Genomic DNA, 17626 nt, shown 5'->3' with positions numbered 1-17626 from the left:
CCCGGCCCGCACCTATGAGTGGGAGAGGTTATTCGCGGAGGTCCGCGACGTGGCCCTCGTAGTAGGACTCGAGCTCGGCCTGGGCCTCCTCGGGAGTGAAGTCGTCGTTCACCAGTCCCTGCAGCACACCGTTGAGGTCGCCGTAGAAGTTGGGCGTGGGCCAGTCCGGGTAGAACGCCAGGCCGTCACGCTCAAGCACCTCGTTGAACAGTTCGATGAGCGCCTGTGCGTCCTCGTCGGTGATGTCCGCGGGGTCCGCCGCGACGGGCAGGCCGCCGGACTCGCCTAGCAGCGCCTGGATCTCGGGACGCATGGTGATGTCGATGAAGATGCGCGCCAGCTCAGGCTGCTCGGACTCGACGGGGACGACCCACATGTTGCCGCCCGAACCGGGGGTGAGCTCGGTGGAGGGCCAGTTGGTGATGCCCATCTCGAAGTCGGACACCTCGGTCAGGAAGCGGCCGTACCACCAGGAGCCCGAGTAGAACATCGGGACCTCGCCGTTGATGAACTGGAGTCCGGCGTCCTCGGCCGTCATGCCAGTGGCCTCGGAGGAGATGTAGCCCTGCTCGATCCACTCGTCGAGCGTCTCGGTGGCGTAGCTGATCTCCTCGCCCTGCCAGTCGACCGGCTCCGTGTAGAGCTGGTAAGCGTTGACGAACTCGCGGTCCGCCTGGCTGAGCGCGAACTGATACCACAGCTGACCGAGCGGGTACTCCTGGACGGACTCGGCGAACGGGGTGACACCCGCATCGGCGAACGTGGCTGCGGCGGCCTCGATCTCCTCGATGCTCTCGGGGACCTCGATGCCGTACTCGGCGAACATGTCCTCGTTGTAGTAGAGGAAGGTGAACTCGCCGTAGTTCGGGACGCCGTAGTAGCTGCCCGAGCCCATCACGCCCTCGTCGTTGTACTGCGCGGTCGTGGCGACCGAGTCCGACAACAGCTCGTCCCAGCCGTACTCCTCGTAGGCCTCGTCGAGGTTCTGGATCACGCCGATGGCCGCGAGCTGTCCCGCGGTGGCGTTGCCCTTGTTGTACTCGGCGACGTCAGGAGCATCGCCGGAGTCGAAGAGCTGCTCGGCAGAGGTGCGCAGGTCCTCGAATGCCGTGAGCTCCAGGTTGACGCTCGCACCGGTCTCCTCTTCGAAGATCTCGATGGCGCGGTCCCAGGCGATGCCCATCGCTGAGTCCTGGCCTTCGAAGTGCATGACGTTGAGGGTCTCGCCAGACCAGTCGCCGTCGGCCGGGGTCTCAGCCTCGCCGCCGTCCTCGGATGAGCACGCTGCAAGCGTGAAGGTCAGTGCTCCGGCGGCTGTGAGCGCCGCGAGAGTGCGTGATCGGTTCTTCATGTGGTGTCTACCTCCTTGTAGGTGCTCGGGACCGGGGTGGCCCGTCGCGGGGTGTCGACGTCCGTGCTTGCCCGGCAGGCGAAGCGCTTCGACGATGGTGGTGGTCTGGTCTGTTCAGTTGTGGTGATTCGCCGGGCGTGGTGTGGTCTCCGCGCCTTGTCGAAGCGCTTCGATCAAGCGCCCGCGTCAGCGCCTTGGGAGCGTGGGTTTCATGCGACCGTGCTTCGCTCGGGCTTGGGCGCAGCGGCGACTGAGCCGAGCTCGATGTAGGTGGGCGGGATGAGCGTGGTCTCGGGGAGAGAGTCACGGTTCTCCACGAGGCGGACGAGCATGTCGACCGCCGTGGAGCACGAGGCGTGCGCGTCGAGGGGGATGGTGTCGAACGGCACGGGGAAGCGAAGGGTGGAGAAGGTGACGCCGGCGGCCACCACGGAGACGTCTGCCGGCACCGAGCGTCCCAGCCCCGCGAGGGCGGCGGTCACGGATCCGGCGACGTCGATGTTCGTGTTGAGCACGATCGCATCGAGGTCCGGCTTGCGCTCCAGCAGCTCGGCGATGGCCTCGTGGGCGCGGTGGTTCGTGGGGTTCGCGACAGCGATGTCGATGCCGCGCTCTGCAGCGTGCCGCTCGAAGCCGTGACGGAAGCGCAGGGGGAAGTTGGACTCGCGCGCCAGGGTCTCCTCGGGGTGCGAGATGAGGCCGATGCTCGTGCGGCCCGCGTCGAGCAGGCGGTCGATCGACATGGCGGCGGCCGCCTCGAAGTCGAGGTCCACGCACACCAGGCCCGAGGTGTCCTCCGGGATGCCGATGAACACCACGGGGCAGTCGAGTTGGCGCGCCAGGCTGGCGCGCTCGTCATGAGCGTCGACGTCGAGCACGACGATGCCGTCCGCGAGGCTGGTCGCCGCGGAACGCTTCATGCCCTCCAGTGCGTCTTTGTGCACCAGCAGCAGAGTGTCGTAGTCCCGTTCGCGCGCGGCCTTCGTGACCTCCATGGCGAACGTCATGTGCGCGCTGTGGTCTGTGTCGGGGTGCAGCGGGGCGGTGACGGCGAAGATGTGCGAGCGGTTGGCTGCGAGCATGCGAGCCGAGGCGTGGGGGAGGTATGCGAGCTTGGTGGCGGCGGCCTCGACGCGCTCGCGAGTGGTGGCGCTGATGGCCCGCTTGCCGCTGAGGGCATACGAGACCGTCGAGATGCTGACGCCCGCCTCGCGGGCCACATCCTCGATCGTTGCCATCGTTGACTCCATCGTCACTCGGGTTTGTCACCGTGGTGTCGAAGCGCTTCGAAGCATTTCGACGTCACTGACACTAAGTTGCGGATGGCAACTATGCAAGTCATGAGACCAAATCGTGACATCTCGCCGCGAGGTTGGTCAGTTGCACGGCTTGTCAGAACTGTGGAACGAGAGCCTGGTCCGTTGCGACGCGACTCTGCACATCGCACGGGAACTTCCTCGACCGGCCGACCGGCCGGACCAGCCGAGTGTCCTCGCGGGTGGCCCATGCGGGTTCTGACGGCGGGCTGAGTTGATCCGGCTCGCCGGTCGCTCGGCGCCAGCCGACCAGAACCCCGCCCGCACGAACGCCCTCCGACCGCCGGAGCCGAGCGCGCATCGGCCCGCGTGCCGCCCGCTGCCGCGTGCCGCCCGCTATCGCTGGCCACCCCTGACCGACCGGCCGGACGAACTGAGCCCCCGGCGGCGACGCCCGCACGGGCACCGGAATGCTGCTGAGTTGATCCGGTCGGTCGGCGGCGTGTGGGCGTTAAGTGCTCCGTCGCCGGGTCCCAGCACCCGTATGGAGGCCGACGAGGAGGCTGCCGGGAGAGGGGCACCGACAGAGTTAGCATGGTGATGGCGGCGCCGTTGCGGACGCGCGGGTCGCGTTCCCCGGACTGATTTGCGTCGAAAGGCATCCCGTGACCCCCTCTCCCAAGTCAGGCGGCTCTGGCAAGCGCGACAAGAAGCTCGAGCAGTACCGCAAGGAGCTGAGCCGCAAGAAGAGCAACCGTCGCGCCGGAATCATTGGCGCCGTCGCCGGCGTCCTGGTCGTCGGCGGACTGATCGCCTTCATCGTCGTGAACGCGCCGCCACAGGTCAGCTACGACGCCGGCGGCACGGGTGCAGAGATCGACGGCGTGGAGACGTTCGAGAACGAGCCTCTCCACGTTGAGACCCCGGTGACCTACCCCCAGACCCCACCCGCCGGTGGTGAGCACAGCGCCACTTGGCTGAACTGCGGCGTCTACTCCGAGCCGGTGCCCAACGAGAACGCCGTGCACGCTCTAGAGCACGGCGCCGTGTGGGCAACGTATGACCCGGCACAGATCGAGGGCGACGAGGTCGACACGCTCCGGGCGCTCCTCCCCGACACCCACTCGATCCTGTCCCCGTACGAGGGCATGGACACGCCCATCGCCCTGAGCGGGTGGAATGTGCAGCTCAAGGTCGACTCGGTGGACGACGAGCGCATCACTGAGTTCTTCGAGGAGTACTGGCTGAGCCAGAACGTGCCCGAGCCCGGCGCCGCATGCACCGGCGCGATCGACGGACCAGGAAAGGTCAACTGACATGGCGCGACGCAAGGTCATCCTTGCCGTCGCGGCCGTGATCCTCGCGGTCGTCGTCGCGGTGCCCGCGTACACGCTGGGACGGGTGAGCACGCCGGCCATTCCGATCCCGGGCAACGACAGCGCCGAGGCAGGCTTCGCCCGCGACATGCAGGTGCACCACGATCAGGGTGTCGAGATGGCGTTCATCATTCGTGACCTCACCGACGATCCGGGAATCCGGCTGCTCGCTTATGACATCGCCAACGTGCAGGCGCACCAGTCGGGTCAGATGTACGGCTGGCTCTCGGTGTGGGACCTCCCGGCATACAGCGCCGCCGAGCCAATGGCGTGGATGTCGCACGACATGGAAGACATGGATTCCGCCATGAACCACGAAGCCGCGATGCCCGGAATGGCTACCGCTGAGCAGATCGATGCTCTCGAGGCCTCCTCCGGCGTCGAGGCCGAGGTGATGTTCCTGGAGTTGATGATCAGCCACCACCTTGGCGCCGTCGACATGGCGGAAGGCGTGCTGCCGCTGACCGACAACGGCTTGGTGACCTCGTTCGCGAACTCCGTGCTGACAAGCCAGGAGTCCGAGATCGAGTTGATGCGCGGAATGCTCGAGGAGCGTCAGTAGGCGAGGGTTGCTAGCCCTGACGCCAGGGCAGCCCGGCCGCGCGCCAGCCCTGCGATCCGCGATGGCCCTCGCCGTTCACCGCGCCCTCGAAACCCTCGAGGACGTTATAGGACGGCCCAATCCCCGCGTCGGTCGCCGCCACTGCCGCGCCAATCGAGCGCTGGCCCGAGCGGCATAGGAAGATCACGGGCGCCTCGGACCCGGGCTCCAGCCCGCCGTCCTTGAGCTGCTCCACGAACCGGAAGTTGCGCTCGCCATCGGGGTAGCTCACCCACTCGATGAACAGCGTCTCGTGCTCGGTCGCCGACGTGTCGGGCACACCCACGAACCGCCACTCGGCATCGGTGCGCACGTCCACCAGCCGCGCATCGGGGTTGCTCGTCAGCATCTCCCAGGCCTCCTGGGGGGTGATGTCTCCGGCGTAGTTGCTCACGTGCGGTCCTTCCACGGCTGTCTTCGACCATGCGGCCGATGTGGGTGCGGGGGCGGCGCCCCACACTGGGGGCCGATGCGCGTCAGTCTAGGGGAGCGGTGCGGGCTCCCTGCTGGTCGGCACGCGTCCTACCGAACCGGCGGGGGCGCCCGTGCGGCGGCCGGTCACCCGCGCCGTGATGAACGCGACGAGTGTCATGATCACGACGCTCGCCACGCCGACCACCGCGATGGGGCCCCAGGCGACGGAGTCGAAGCCGACCATGAGCGGCGCGTCCACAACGATCGGACCTAGCGACAAGCGGCCCTGCTGGAGCGCGGTCATCAGGATGCGCGTCACGACGCCGACGGCCATGCCGCCCGCAAGCGCGAACCCGCTCACCACGGCGGTGTCGATCGCGATCGCAGTGCGCATGGTGTGGGCAGTGGCGCCCAGCGCCGTCAGCGTCGCGTCGTCCCGGCGTCGCCTGCGGACAGCGCCCACCGCGAGCAGCGTCAGCGGCAGGCCGAGCACCACGAAGGCAAGCATCAGGTTCACGGCCACGTTCCACAGGGGCTGGGCCGAAGTGGCTCCAGATGTCGATGAGCCCGCCGCGCTGGCCTCGGGAGTCTCGATCTGGTTGACCGCTTCGATGGTGGCGTCCCAGTCGGCATCCTCCGTCGCGTAGATGAGGAAGCCCACGCCGGGCGACTCCAGTTGGACGTGGTCGGCGTTGACGAAGGCGCCACAGCAGGTGGCGATCGGTACGACCTCGGCAGCCTCGAACTCGCCGCTGGCGAGCAGTCCCGTTGGCGCCTCGCCGTTCCACAGCTGGGCGGCAACCGCCTGCGGGTGGCGCTCGAGCACGTCGGCCAGGGCGTCTTCGCGACCCCGAAGACTGCCAGGGGAGACGGCGAACACGAAGTTACCGAAGTCGTTCGGGTCCACGATTGCAGCGTCCGTGGTGATCACGCGATCGACGCCTTCGATGTCCCGGTACTCCGCCTCCAATGCCGCCGCGTCGACGTCGCCCTCCACGATCGTCGTCATGAGCAGACGGTCATCCATCGCAGGGTAGGGGTCGTGCGACGGCAGGGCGGCGATCAGGAATCCGAGCCCTGCCAGCACGGTGACGATCCGGGCCGATGCGCGGGAGCGGTCCCCTGCATAGCTGGCAAGCACGGCGCCCACGCCGGTGTCGCGCCCCACGAGCTTCGCGGCGAGGCTGGTGGCGGCGGAGCGGCGCGACCGCAGCCACGGCACGATGGCCCAGAACGCCAGCACCAGCACGCTCGCCCAACCCACGATCATGGCGATGCCCGCCGCGTTCTTGGCGACGAACCCGACCTCGGTCCAGGGGGTGTCTCGCATCGAGATCGCCAGCCCGGCAATGACGCCGCCGGCGAGCGCGAGCAGCCCGGCCGACAGCATCGCCCGGCGTCCGAGCGATGGCCGCGGGGCGACCTCGTCCTCCATGTCCGCTGTCAGCGCGTCCACTGGCGTGCGCGGCCGCTGGGCTGCGGCCAGGACGTGGGGAACGACGAGCGCCAGCAGCACCATCAAGGCGAGCACGGCACGCGCCGCCCAATGCTCACTGCCTGTAGTGATGGGGTTCAGGCCCGTGCCCACCAGCATCGCGACGTGGATCGCGCCCGCGGCGACGTACGCCCCGCCCATCGCGATCGCGCCGTCACGTAATCCCTGCAGCGCTGCGATGCGCATCGCCGGGCCGCGCGTCTGGCCCAGGGCGGCCAGCACCGCCCCCGCCTCGGGGTCTCGCGTGGACCGGAACCCGAGCACGGCGCGCAGGATGATCATCACCACGAGGGTGGGGATCGCCAACGCGGCGATCGTGAAGCCCAAGGGGAAGATCTGCGCATCGGCGTCACTCGTCTCGCACGCCATTCGCGCGCACTCCGCCTCATCCCACGGCAGCGCGATGGCCATGACCAGCAGCGCGTAGACCCCCGAGATAGCAGCCGCGACGGCCCTCATCGGAGTGCTCCTTCGTGCGTTTTGTGTGCGTGGGTGGTCTTCATGGCGTTCCTGCCTACTCGGTTGCTGCGAGCTATGGGGCTCACCGCTCTACTCCTGCTAGTGCATCCAGCCCGGCCATGACCGACTCGGGCGTGGGGTCGGTGATGTGTCCCTCGACGCGACCATCCGCGAAGAGCAAGACCTGGCTCGCGTAGGACGCAGCGGCAGGGTCGTGAGTGACCATCACCACCGACTGCCCGAGTTCGCGGCAGGACGCGCGCAGGTGCGAGAGGATCTCGGCGCTCGCGTGCGTGTCCAGGTTGCCGGTGGGCTCGTCGGCGAGCACCACGCGCGGCCGGGTGATCAGCGCGCGGGCGATGGCTACCCGCTGCTGCTGACCACCCGACATCTCGTACGGCCTGCGGTCGAGCTCGCGGTCGATGCCGAGCACCTCCACCAGCGTCGCCATCCACGATTCGTCGTGGGGCAGGCCGTTCAGTCGCAGCGGCAGCGCGATGTTGTCGCGGCCGCTCATGGTCTGGATGAGGTTGAAGCCCTGGAACACGAACCCGACCACCCGGCCGCGCACCCGCGCCAGCTTCTTGTCCGACAGCCCGGTGAGCTCGTCGTCGCCCACCCACACCTCGCCCGAGTCCGGTCGGTCGAGCCCCGCAAGCAGGTGCACCAGCGTGGTCTTGCCCGAGCCGGAGGGGCCCATCACCGCGGTGAGGGCGCCGCCGGGGATGTCGAGGTCCACGTGGTCGACTGCCGTCACGGCCGCGTCGCCGCTCCCGTACGTCTTGGTCAGCCCGCGTGCCGTCAGCGTCACGGGGGCCGATGCGGCGTCGGGCTTACCGGCCTGGTTCGGGTTCATACGGGGAACGCTACGGCCGATGCCAGGGCTGGCACATCGGCCTACGGTGTCGACTTGGGCGATACCTGGGTATGACGCGGGCTACCTCACAGCGCGGGGTCGAGCACCTGCCCCACAAAGAGCGCCGCGCCGGTGTCGACGTCGCGGATCACGTACAGGAACGGCCGGTCCGCGATCACCTCGAGGGCGGGGTCCGGCATGCCGGAATCCTCGACGCTGATCCCGGTGACTGCTGCTGCCTCGGTGCCTTCTTCGTCCACGATCACCTTGGTCGCGTGGATGGCGCTCCCGATCAGCAGCTCTTCACCGATCCCGTCCAGCCCGACGACGCCAAAGATCCCGTCCAGGCCGAGCTGCCCCTCCATCACCGCGCCCAGGTTCAGCTTGGATCCGGCCTCGAAGCGCGGGATCTGCACCACGAACGGTTCCTGGCTCCACGCGCCGTCCAACTCCGCCATCAGGTCGCTGCCCATGCGCTCGCGCACGCCGGCGAAAGCCCCCTCGTCCGGCACCACGACGACCATCTCGAGGGCGTCACCCGCGTATGCCAGCGACGCAGCCATGTAGTCGTCCCCGGTGGCCACGGCGGAGGCCGTGTCGGTGGCATCCATCATGGGCACGTCTTCGGCGGTCCCGTCGAGGCGCGTGAACGGGAGGTCGACGGTTAGCTCCGGGTCTAGCGTCTCGCGCCACGCGGCCTTCATGTACAGCGCGTTGAGGAGCGTCAGCCGCGAGGCGTTGTTGAACGACTGCGCGCTGTAGAGGTTCTGGATCAGCCCCTCGGTGCGATCGTCGATCCACGCGTTCATGGCGTCCGCGGCCGCCGCGCCGTCGGAGCGCATCGGCACAGTCTCGGCTCCCGCCCCGAACCATGTCTCCACGTCCTCGATGTACTCGGGCCGGGGGGCGAAATCGGTGTCGGTGTAGACGCGATTGGCGATGGTGACCGTCGGCAGCGTCACGTCCTCGCCCGTCGACGGCTCCTCGCCAGTGGTGCCGGGAGGGATCGACAGCGCCTGCTCATACGCGTTGAACGCCTCGAGCCGCTCCTCGCCCGTGCCAGGAAAGCCGAAAGCAGCCTCGAGCGCATCGGCCACGGACCCGCTCGCCCCCGCATCGGCCATCCCGAAGGCGAGGCCGATCGAGACCGGCGAGACGACCGTGTTCTCGGCGTCGTTGGCGGCCGCGCGGAAGATGTCGTACCCCACATCGTCGATGCCGCGCGCGAGATCCGGCACGAGGTCCGAGGACGGTGCGGGGCGGTCGGCGGCCTCTGCGGTGGCGGTCATGCACCCAGCCAACAGCAGGGCACTGACACTGGCGGCTGCGGCTGCCTTCACTCGTGAGTTCATGCAGTGTCGACGTCTCGCGCGCCAAGACCGTTGGGCCAGGAGTGTGGGGAGACGAGCCCGGCCTCGTAGGCCATCACCACCGCCTGCACGCGATCCCGCGCGCCCAGCTTGGCCAGCACCCGTCCTACGTACGTCTTCACCGTGGGCTCCGCGAGAAACAGGTCCTCGCAGATCTCGCGGTTAGACCGACCGCGAGCCATCAGCACCAGCACCTCCCGCTCGCGGTCGGTGAGGTCAGGCAGGGTAGTCGTCTCGCCAGGGTTGGGTGCGGCCGATGCGATGGTCGCCAGCAGCCTGCGCGTGGACGACGGTGCGATCACGGCATCGCCCGCGTACACGCTCCGGATCGCGCCCAGCAGGTCCTCGGGCGGCGCGTCCTTCAGCAGGAACCCGCTCGCACCCGCCTTGATGGCCGCCACCACGTACTCGTCGACGTCGAACGTCGTGAGGATGATCACCCTGGTGGGCAGCGCGTCAGTGATCGCCCGGCAGGCCTCGATGCCGTCCATGCCCGGCATGCGCACGTCCATGAGCACCACGTCGGCGGGCGTGTCGAGAGCGATCAGGGTCTCGACAGCCGCAGCGCCGTCACCGGCCTCCGCGACGACCTCGAGGTCGCCCTGCGAGTCCACCACCATGCGGAACCCCGCGCGGATCAGTTGCTGATCGTCGACCAGCGCCACACGAATGGTCATCCGTTCTCCGGGTGAGCCGCGCCCGGAATGACCGGCGGCAGCGCGGACCACGGAAAGGTGATCCACTGGTCGGTGCGCTTCCACACGTAGTCGGGCTCGATAATCGATCGCGACTTCGCGTAGAGGACTGCGGTGCGCACCTCGCCGGCGTGCTGCGACATCAACTCCTGGACGAGGGCGAGCGTCTCGCCCGTGTCCGCGACGTCGTCTGCGATCAGCACCCGCAGCCCCGCCATCGCGTCCGTGTCCAGCAGCGGCGGCAGCAGCACCGGGGCGGGCAGCCGCTCGTCGATGCCGGTGTAGAACTCGACGTTGAGCGTGCCCACACCCTTAGTGCCGAGCGCATAGGCCAAGGCGCCGCCGATGGGTAGCCCGCCGCGCGCGACAGCCACCACCAGTTCCGGCTCGTACCCCGAGTCGACGACCGTCTGCGCGATCTCGCGCGACGCGTCCCCGAACGCCTGCCAGGTGAGGACTTCGCGCTCAGCGGGTCCATTCACAGCGGGTCCATTCACAGCAGTGCCGGTCATAGCCGCAAGTATGCCCGGGGTGAGCGCTCAGGAGTCCCCGGCCCGCGCATCGGCCGCCGTCGCCGTACTTGCCGTCGCCGTGCGTGTCGCCTCCCGTGGCGTCAGCGGAAGCCGTGCTCGCACCAGAAAGCCGCCTCCCGCGCGTGGCCCCGCGGTGAGCGAACCGCCGAAGACCCCAACCCGCTCGCTCATGCCGGCGATTCCCAGCCCGCTGCCGTCGCGGCGTGCCGCTGCGCCGCGGCCGTCGTCGCCCACCGCGACCACCGCCGCATCGGCCTCCCACGTCAGCTGCACGTAGACGCTGGGCGAGGGACCTGCGTGCTTGCGCACGTTGGTCAGCGCCTCTTGCACGATTCTGTACACCGCCAGCCCCGCCCCGATCGGCAGGGGTCGCGGCGTGCCCGTCGTCACGTAGCTCACGTCCAGTCCGCCCTCCCGCGTGGACGCCACCAGGGCGGGGATGTCCGCGAGGCTCGGCTGGGGCCCGAGCGCGACCGCGGAATCGGTGTCGCGCAGCAGGCCGAGCATCGCGCGCATCTCTGCCAGCGCCGACCGCCCCACCTCCGCGATCGTCTCAAGGGCGCGCGCCGCTGCGGCAGGGTCCTGGGGGCCGGCGAACCGGCCGCCGTCGGCCTGAGCGACCACCACGGACAGCGTGTGCGCCACGACGTCGTGCATCTCGCGCGCGATCCGGGCGCGCTCATCCGCCGCAGCCAGGGTCCGTTCGGCCTCGGTGTCGCGGCTCAGCTCGGCCTCGAGAGCGCCGATGCGCGCGCGGGCGCGGCGCAGACGTCGCCATTGGATGGCGGCGAGCACGGCAAGGCAGACGGCACCGGTGCCCAGAGCGATCGTCAGCCATTCCATAGCGCTCACCCTAGAGCGGTGCCGACTCGCTGCCCCGATTGTCTGATTTGTCACCTCGATTTCACATCGAGTGAGCGGGTGAGGTGTCATGGAGAGACCTTCAACTGCCGAAGGAGAAGTCATGGCACCGCCACGTCCCAACGCTGAGCACCGAGGCGCACTCGAGCATCTCGCGGACGAGCTCGCACACGACGCCGATTCCTTCACGCCCGAGGTCGAGTCCGTCAACGCTGATCTTCCCGGACGCCGGCGAGGCGCGGCGTCCGCGAGCGACCAGCGTCCGGGCACCGGCGCAGCGGCCGTGCTACTCGACATCGGCACCTCTCGGCACGAGGGTTACACGCACGTGCTGTGGGTCTCGGCCTCGGCGGAGTCCCAGCTGGGGTCCGGCGTTTTCGAGGGACTGGGTGACCGGCTGGGCCAGATCAGGGGCGTGCGCGGATACGAATGGGAGGGTCTCGATCACCTTCACCTGCGCGCTCCTGGCCGTGACCACACGAGCCTCCTGGAGGACGCTCGCCGAGTCGTGGCGAACCTGCTCGGCTGAGTGATCAGGTGACGCCGTGATCTGGTGACGCCGTGATCTGGTGACGCCGTGGGCGAGGCCGGCCCGCGCATCGGCCGCATGCCCTGTGGCCGACGGACCGGATGAACTGCGCCCCAAGCGGCGCGCCATGCGGTGCGCCCGGGTCCTTGCCTCAGTTGGTCCCGCCCGTCGGAGCCCGAGGGTGTCCTCACGCGGATCCGTGCTTGCGCGCGCCCGCCGGTAGTCTGTGGACATACGCCCCGGCCGCCTCTCACTCCAAGGGATCTCATGACCGACGCCCCCGCCCGCCAGTCCGATCACGCCCTGGACACCGTGGAGCAGGCCTCCTCGACTCCTGACCAGGAGATGCCCTTCGCCGCGCTCGGTCTGAAGCCCGACGAGTACGCACAGATCGTCGCGCTGTTGGGGCGCCGCCCCACCGCCGCGGAGCTCGCGATGTACTCCGTGATGTGGTCCGAGCACTGCAGCTACAAGTCCTCCAAGATTCACCTCAAGCAGTTCGGGGAGAAGACCACGGAGGCGATGAAGGAACGCCTGATGGTGGGCATGGGCGAGAACGCGGGCGTGGTGGACATCGGTGACGGCTGGGCTGTGACGTTCAAGGTCGAGTCGCACAATCACCCCTCGTATGTGGAGCCTCACCAGGGCGCGGCGACCGGCGTGGGCGGCATCGTGCGCGACATCCTCGCCATGGGCGCGCGCCCCGTCGCCGTAATGGACGAGCTGCGATTCGGTGCCATCGACCACCCGGACACCGCCCGCGTGGTGCACGGCGTCGTCAGCGGCGTCGGCTCGTACGGCAACTCGCTGGGGCTGCCGAACATTGGCGGCGGCTCGCTGTTCGATAGCGGATTCCAGGGAAACCCCCTGGTCAACGCGCTGTGCGTGGGCGTGATGAAGCACGAGGACATCCACCTGGCCTCCGCCGAAGGCGTGGGCAACAAGGTGGTGCTGTTCGGCGCCCGCACCGGTGGCGACGGGATCGGCGGAGCGTCCATCCTGGCCTCGGAGACCTTCGAGGACGGTGTCCCCACCAAGCGGCCGAGCGTCCAAGTGGGCGACCCGTTCATGGAGAAGGTGCTGATCGAGTGCTGCCTGGAGCTGTTCCGCGCCGATGTGGTGCAGGGCATTCAGGACCTGGGCGCCGCAGGCATCTCGTGCGCGACGAGCGAGCTCGCGAGCAACGGCTCGGGCGGCATGCACGTGTGGCTCGACGGCGTGCTACTGCGCGATCCGTCGCTGAATGCGGGCGAGATCCTGATGTCCGAGTCGCAGGAGCGCATGATGGCGGTCGTCACGCCGGACAAGCTCGACAAGTTCCTGGAGATCGCGGCCAAGTGGGACATCGAGTCCTCCGTGGTGGGCGAGGTCAACGATTCGGGCCGCCTCACGATCGACCACCACGGCCAGCGGATCGTCGATGTCGACCCGCGCACCGTCGCCCACGAGGGCCCCACGTACGACCGGCCGTACGAGCGCCCCGAGTGGATGGACGCCCTTCAGGCGGACACCGCGGGCGCCGCGCTCGAGCTGCCGTCCACGCCAGAGGACATGCGCGCCACCGTGATCGCGCTGATGTCGACGCCCAACCTCGCGGACCGCAGCTGGATCACCGACCAGTACGACCGCTACGTGCAGGGCAACACCGCGCTCGCACGCCCCGACTCCGTGGGCGTGGTGCGCGTGGACGAGGTCAGCGGCCGCGGCGTCGCGATCGCCACGCGGTCAAATGACCGCTTCACCAAGCTCGACCCGTACGAGGGCGCGCGCCAGTCGGTGGTCGCCGCGTATCGCGCGGTAGCGATCGCGGGAGCGACCCCCACGGCCATCACGGACGGGCTCAACTTCGGCTCTCCTGAGGATCCGGACGCGATGTGGCAGTTCGTCGAGGCCATCCGCGGCCTGGCCGACGTGTGTGCCGAGCTGGGCGTGCCCGTCACCGGCGGCAACGTCAGCCTGTACAACGGCACGGGCGAGCCGGGCCGCATCGACAGCTCGATCAATCCGACCGCCATCGTGGGGATGCTAGGCATCCTCGACACGGTCGACCGTGCGACACCGTCCGCGTGGCGCAAGGACGGCCAGCTGCTCTACCTGCTGGGCACCACGGCCGCGGAGCTCGACGGGTCGCGATTCGCCGAGTTGCACGGCCACCTGGGCGGTCTGCCGCCCCGGATCGACATCGAGGCCGAGAAGGTTCTCGCCGAGGTCATGGTCTCCGCCTCCCGCGACGGACTGATCGACGCCGCGCGAGAGGTGGGCGACGGGGGGCTGGCCGCAGCCATCGCTCAGGGCGCGCTGCGCTACGGCGTGGGCGCCCGCATCGTTCTCGACGAGATCGTCGAGCGCGACGGCGTGGCTCCCGCTCAGGCGCTGTTCTCCGAGAGCCAGGGCCGCGTGCTCGTGGCGCTGCCGCGCGACGAGGAGACCCGGTTGGTGGCGATGCTCGAGGCTCGTGGCGTGCCCGCGATCCGGCTGGGCGTCACCGAGAACGGGGACGAGCCGGCGATCGACGTGCAGGACCAGTTCTCGCTACCGCTCGCGGAGTTACGCGCCGCGTGGCAGGCACCGGTGCGGGCGCACTTCGCCTGAGCGATGTCGGCTCCATCACTGGGCCGTTGACGCTCTCGCGAGCGCGGCGCTAGCGTCTCGCCAGCGCCCCGGCACGACGGCCGATGCGCGGGACGGGGAGACCATGCGGGCTCGAGCGGTCCTGGCTTCAGCGCTGATGCTGCTCGTGACCGGGTGTGGGGCGACCGGAGAGGGGACTGCGACAGCGGCCACCCCGACCGCCGACTCCAGCCCCACTGTCGGTCCCGCAGAAGCCAGCCCCACCGCCGTTGCCGCGAGCGACGAGTCGCGCGACTCCGATGGCGACGGGCTCCCTGACACCAAGGAGGCCGAGCTCGGGACCGATCCCCAGAATCCGGACACCGACGGGGACGGCCTCGACGATCTCTACGAGCTCATCCACAGCCTCACGGACCCGCTCCTGGCCGCCACGTACGACGGGGTTCCGGACCCCCAGGTGGACCTCGATGAGGACGGCCTGACTCTCACCGAGGAGCTCGACCTCGGCACCGACCCCCTCACCGGAGACACCGACGGGGACGGCATCGACGACGGCGAGGAGGCGGCCGCGAGCACCGATCCGTTGGACGCCTATTCCCCGGGACCGGTCATGATCGACGGTGCAGTGGTGATGCACGACGGCGGCGAGACCGAGGTGACGGTGACGGCGGAGGGCTCTGACGATTCGCTCGCGCAACTGAACGTATTTCTGTCCGAGGACGGGCAGTGGGCCGAAACCCCCGCGCGACTTGGACCGGTCGTGAGCGCGATCGGAGGCACGGAGCCCGTGACGCTCAGGCTCCGGTACCCGGAGACGATCGCGGGCGGGCTCGCGGCGGAAGAGCTGATCGTCGCCGTGGACGACTACAGGTCCGGGACCATCGACTTCCTGGTGCTCGAGCACGATGCGAAGGCGGGAGTATTCACGGCAGAGCTCACGGTCGCGCCGGACGCGGCGCCCGACCTCGTGCTGCTGGACCTCGAGGCGTACAAGGTCCTGTTCCGCTAGCCCCGGCCCGCGCATCGGCGCTCCTTGCGCCCGGCCGGACGGATCAACTGAGTGCTCTGGTGACGCGCATGCGGGGAGCTCCGCGGCCGGCTCAGATGGTCCGGCTCCTCGGACGGCGACCCCGGGAGGGGAGCGGGTGTCGGGGGCACGTCAGACCCCAATCGAGTGGGAGTCATGCGAATCTAGGACCATGGCTACTCCCAAGAATCCCCGCCGCCGCATCGACCCCGAGGAAGGTCGCGCGGCCCTGCACATGTGGAGCTCGGGCCAGCGCGAGGCTGAGCTGCATCCCGGTGGCCTCGCGCTCGCCGAGGACGCGACGGCCGGCACCGAGCGCGCGACGCTCGCGACAGCTGTGCGGTACTCCCTCGAGGAGCTCGCGTCCCGCGCCCCGGGCCAGGCGCTCGAGGTGCGCGTCCCGCCGTTCGGCGCGACTCAATGCATCGAGGGCCCGTCCCACCGGCGCGGCACTCCTCCGGCGGTCGTGGAGGTGAGCCCGGACGTCTGGCTCGGGCTTGTGACTGGACGCGTGTCGTGGGCCGATGCGGTCGCGGCGGGAGAGGTCGACGCGTCGGGAGAGCGCTCGGACCTGTCCGCTCACGTGCCGATCACCGATTTCTAGCCAGATATCGAAACGGTAGTGAATGTCACGATTCTGTGACGTTGGCCGGTCCTGTTGCCCGGAGCGACATCCCTGCATAGTGTGGGACCGCAAGCGCTTACGTCGATGTTCGCGCCTCACGTGAACACGACTCGGCGGTTGGCCCCGGCACGCTCTGCACCAGGCAGGTCGGAGCAGTACTCAACGAGGAGGAGTGTTACGCATGAGAAGAAGGATCATCGGACCCATCGCGGTTATCGCCGCCGCGGGCCTCGTGCTGACGGGCTGTGCGTCCGACGGCGATGAAGAGCCCGCCGACGACGGCACCATGACGGCCACCGGCGACACTGACAACGGCGGCGATGTCGCCGCCGGCTGTGAGGACTACGCGGACTACGGCACCCACGAAGGCTCGGAGGTCGAGCTCTACGGCACCATCTCCGGCGTTGAGGCGGACCAGCTCGTGGAGTCGATCACGACGTTCGAGGACTGCACGGGAATCGACGTCACCTACAACGGCTCGGACGAGTTCGAGACCGAGATCAACATCCGCGTCGAGGGCGGCAACGCACCCGACCTCGCGATCGTCCCCCAGCCGGGCCTGCTGCAGCGCGTGGTCGGCACCGGAGCGGTCGTCGCGGCCCCCGAGGCCGTCGAGGCGAACGTCGACGAGTTCTGGTCCGAGGACTGGAAGAACTACGGCACCGTCGGCACCACGTTCTACGCGGCGCCGCTGATGGCGTCCGTCAAGGGCTGGGTCTGGTACTCGCCGAGCGAGTTCGAGGAGAAGGGCTACGAGGTTCCGACCACGTGGGACGAGCTCATGACCCTCACCGAGACCATGGCTGAGACCGGCGGCGAGGGCGACAACTACAAGCCCTGGTGCATCGGCTTCGAGTCCGGAACCGCTACCGGCTGGCCGGGAACTGACTGGATCGAGGACCTGGTCCTGCGTCAGCACGGTCCCGAGGCATACGACGCCTGGGTTGCTGGCGACCTGGACTTCACGTCCCCCGAGATCACCGAGTCCTTCGAGGCCTTCGGAGACATCGCGCTCAACGAGGACTACGTGAACGGCGGGCTCGGCGGTCCTTCGTCGATCGTCGACACGGCGTTCCAGGAAGCTGGACTCGAGATTCTCGAGAACTCGTGCTCGCTGCACCACCAGGCATCGTTCTACGAGGCACAGTGGCCCGAGGGCACGAACGTGGCCGAGGACGGCGACATCTGGGCATTCCTGACGCCCAACATCAACGCTGACGACCCGGACGCCGTGACCGGCGGCGGCGAGTTCGTGGCCGCGTTCAACGAAGAGGAGGCCACGCAGGCGCTGCAGGCCTTCCTCTCGTCCGACACCTGGGCGAACGAGCGCGTCTCCATCGGCGGCGTGATCTCGGCGAACACGGGTCTTGACCCCGCCAACGCATCGAGCCCGATCGGCCAGGCGTCGATCGAGATCCTGCAGGGCGAGGACACGATCTTCCGCTTCGACGCATCGGACCTGATGCCCGCCGAGGTGGGTTCGTCGGCCTTCTGGACGAGCATCAATGACTACGTCTCGGGCACCCCGCTCGACACGGTTCTGTCGGACATCGACAGCGCCTGGCCGTGATTCGGCGTAGGTGAGCTGTACGGCTGGGCCCCGCGCG

General features: G+C 68.9%; 16 protein-coding genes. 7 read left to right on the top strand and 9 right to left on the bottom strand.

Going from position 1 to position 17626, the window contains the following annotated elements:
- Window positions 1-28: 28 nt before the first annotated feature.
- Together ACNI3K_RS01750 and ACNI3K_RS01745 are read right to left on the bottom strand one after the other, a co-directional pair.
- On the bottom strand, window positions 29-1351 hold the full coding sequence (locus tag ACNI3K_RS01750) for an ABC transporter substrate-binding protein (RefSeq protein ID WP_419390137.1): 1323 nt from the start codon (window positions 1349-1351) through the stop codon (window positions 29-31).
- Window positions 1352-1560: 209 nt separating this feature from the next.
- Window positions 1561-2589: a LacI family DNA-binding transcriptional regulator gene (locus tag ACNI3K_RS01745; protein ID WP_419390136.1), complete on the bottom strand. Its 1029-nt coding sequence runs from the start codon at window positions 2587-2589 to the stop codon at window positions 1561-1563.
- A 683-nt stretch (window positions 2590-3272) separates the two neighbouring features.
- On the opposite strand from ACNI3K_RS01745, the gene ACNI3K_RS01740 reads away from it, so the two are divergent.
- Entirely contained in the window at window positions 3273-3923 is a 651-nt protein-coding gene (locus tag ACNI3K_RS01740) for a thioredoxin-like domain-containing protein (protein WP_419390135.1), read from the top strand.
- A gap of 1 nt (window position 3924) precedes the next feature.
- Entirely contained in the window at window positions 3925-4545 is a 621-nt protein-coding gene (locus tag ACNI3K_RS01735) for a DUF305 domain-containing protein (protein ID WP_419390134.1), read from the top strand.
- 10 nt (window positions 4546-4555) lie between these two features.
- On the opposite strand, the gene ACNI3K_RS01730 is transcribed toward ACNI3K_RS01735, so the two are convergent.
- From ACNI3K_RS01730 to ACNI3K_RS01700, 7 genes are all read right to left on the bottom strand, one after another.
- Entirely contained in the window at window positions 4556-4978 is a 423-nt protein-coding gene (locus tag ACNI3K_RS01730; RefSeq protein WP_419390133.1) for a rhodanese-like domain-containing protein, read from the bottom strand.
- An 87-nt stretch (window positions 4979-5065) separates the two neighbouring features.
- Window positions 5066-6952 carry a hypothetical protein gene (locus tag ACNI3K_RS01725; protein ID WP_419390132.1) on the bottom strand — a complete coding sequence of 629 codons (1887 nt, stop codon included), beginning with the start codon at window positions 6950-6952 and terminating at the stop codon, window positions 5066-5068.
- Between the two features lie 82 nt (window positions 6953-7034).
- Window positions 7035-7808 (bottom strand): ABC transporter ATP-binding protein, encoded by a 774-nt coding sequence (locus ACNI3K_RS01720; RefSeq protein ID WP_419390131.1) that lies wholly within the window; start codon window positions 7806-7808, stop codon window positions 7035-7037.
- An 86-nt stretch (window positions 7809-7894) separates the two neighbouring features.
- Window positions 7895-9097 (bottom strand): serpin family protein, encoded by a 1203-nt coding sequence (locus ACNI3K_RS01715; RefSeq protein ID WP_419390130.1) that lies wholly within the window; start codon window positions 9095-9097, stop codon window positions 7895-7897.
- A gap of 59 nt (window positions 9098-9156) precedes the next feature.
- On the bottom strand, window positions 9157-9855 hold the full coding sequence (locus ACNI3K_RS01710) for a response regulator (RefSeq protein ID WP_419390129.1): 699 nt from the start codon (window positions 9853-9855) through the stop codon (window positions 9157-9159).
- Window positions 9852-10385, bottom strand: coding sequence for a phosphoribosyltransferase (locus tag ACNI3K_RS01705; RefSeq protein ID WP_419390128.1), 534 nt, complete (start codon window positions 10383-10385; stop codon window positions 9852-9854). Before ACNI3K_RS01705 ends, ACNI3K_RS01710 begins: the two co-directional genes overlap by 4 nt.
- Before the next feature lie 27 nt (window positions 10386-10412).
- The gene (locus tag ACNI3K_RS01700; protein ID WP_419390127.1) at window positions 10413-11249 is read right to left on the bottom strand and encodes a sensor histidine kinase; all 837 of its coding nucleotides are present in this window, start codon (window positions 11247-11249) and stop codon (window positions 10413-10415) included.
- Between the two features lie 121 nt (window positions 11250-11370).
- Here ACNI3K_RS01700 and ACNI3K_RS01695 point away from each other — a divergent pair, with 121 nt between their 5' ends.
- From ACNI3K_RS01695 to ACNI3K_RS01675, 5 genes are all read left to right on the top strand, one after another.
- Window positions 11371-11796, top strand: coding sequence for a hypothetical protein (locus ACNI3K_RS01695; protein WP_419390126.1), 426 nt, complete (start codon window positions 11371-11373; stop codon window positions 11794-11796).
- 267 nt (window positions 11797-12063) lie between these two features.
- Entirely contained in the window at window positions 12064-14388 is a 2325-nt protein-coding gene (gene purL / locus ACNI3K_RS01690) for a phosphoribosylformylglycinamidine synthase subunit PurL (RefSeq protein ID WP_419390125.1), read from the top strand.
- Window positions 14389-14491: 103 nt separating this feature from the next.
- Entirely contained in the window at window positions 14492-15376 is an 885-nt protein-coding gene (locus tag ACNI3K_RS01685; protein WP_419390124.1) for a hypothetical protein, read from the top strand.
- Between the two features lie 190 nt (window positions 15377-15566).
- Window positions 15567-15998: a sterol carrier family protein gene (locus tag ACNI3K_RS01680; protein WP_419390123.1), complete on the top strand. Its 432-nt coding sequence runs from the start codon at window positions 15567-15569 to the stop codon at window positions 15996-15998.
- Window positions 15999-16200: 202 nt separating this feature from the next.
- The gene (locus ACNI3K_RS01675) at window positions 16201-17589 is read left to right on the top strand and encodes an ABC transporter substrate-binding protein (RefSeq protein WP_419390122.1); all 1389 of its coding nucleotides are present in this window, start codon (window positions 16201-16203) and stop codon (window positions 17587-17589) included.
- The last annotated feature ends 37 nt before the right edge of the window (window positions 17590-17626 follow it).

It is taken from the genome of Demequina ureilytica (assembly GCF_048553575.1).
Taxonomy (GTDB): domain Bacteria; phylum Actinomycetota; class Actinomycetes; order Actinomycetales; family Demequinaceae; genus Demequina.
The sequence above is the reverse complement of the archived record's forward strand: the minus strand, read 5'-3'. Positions and strand labels throughout refer to the sequence as shown.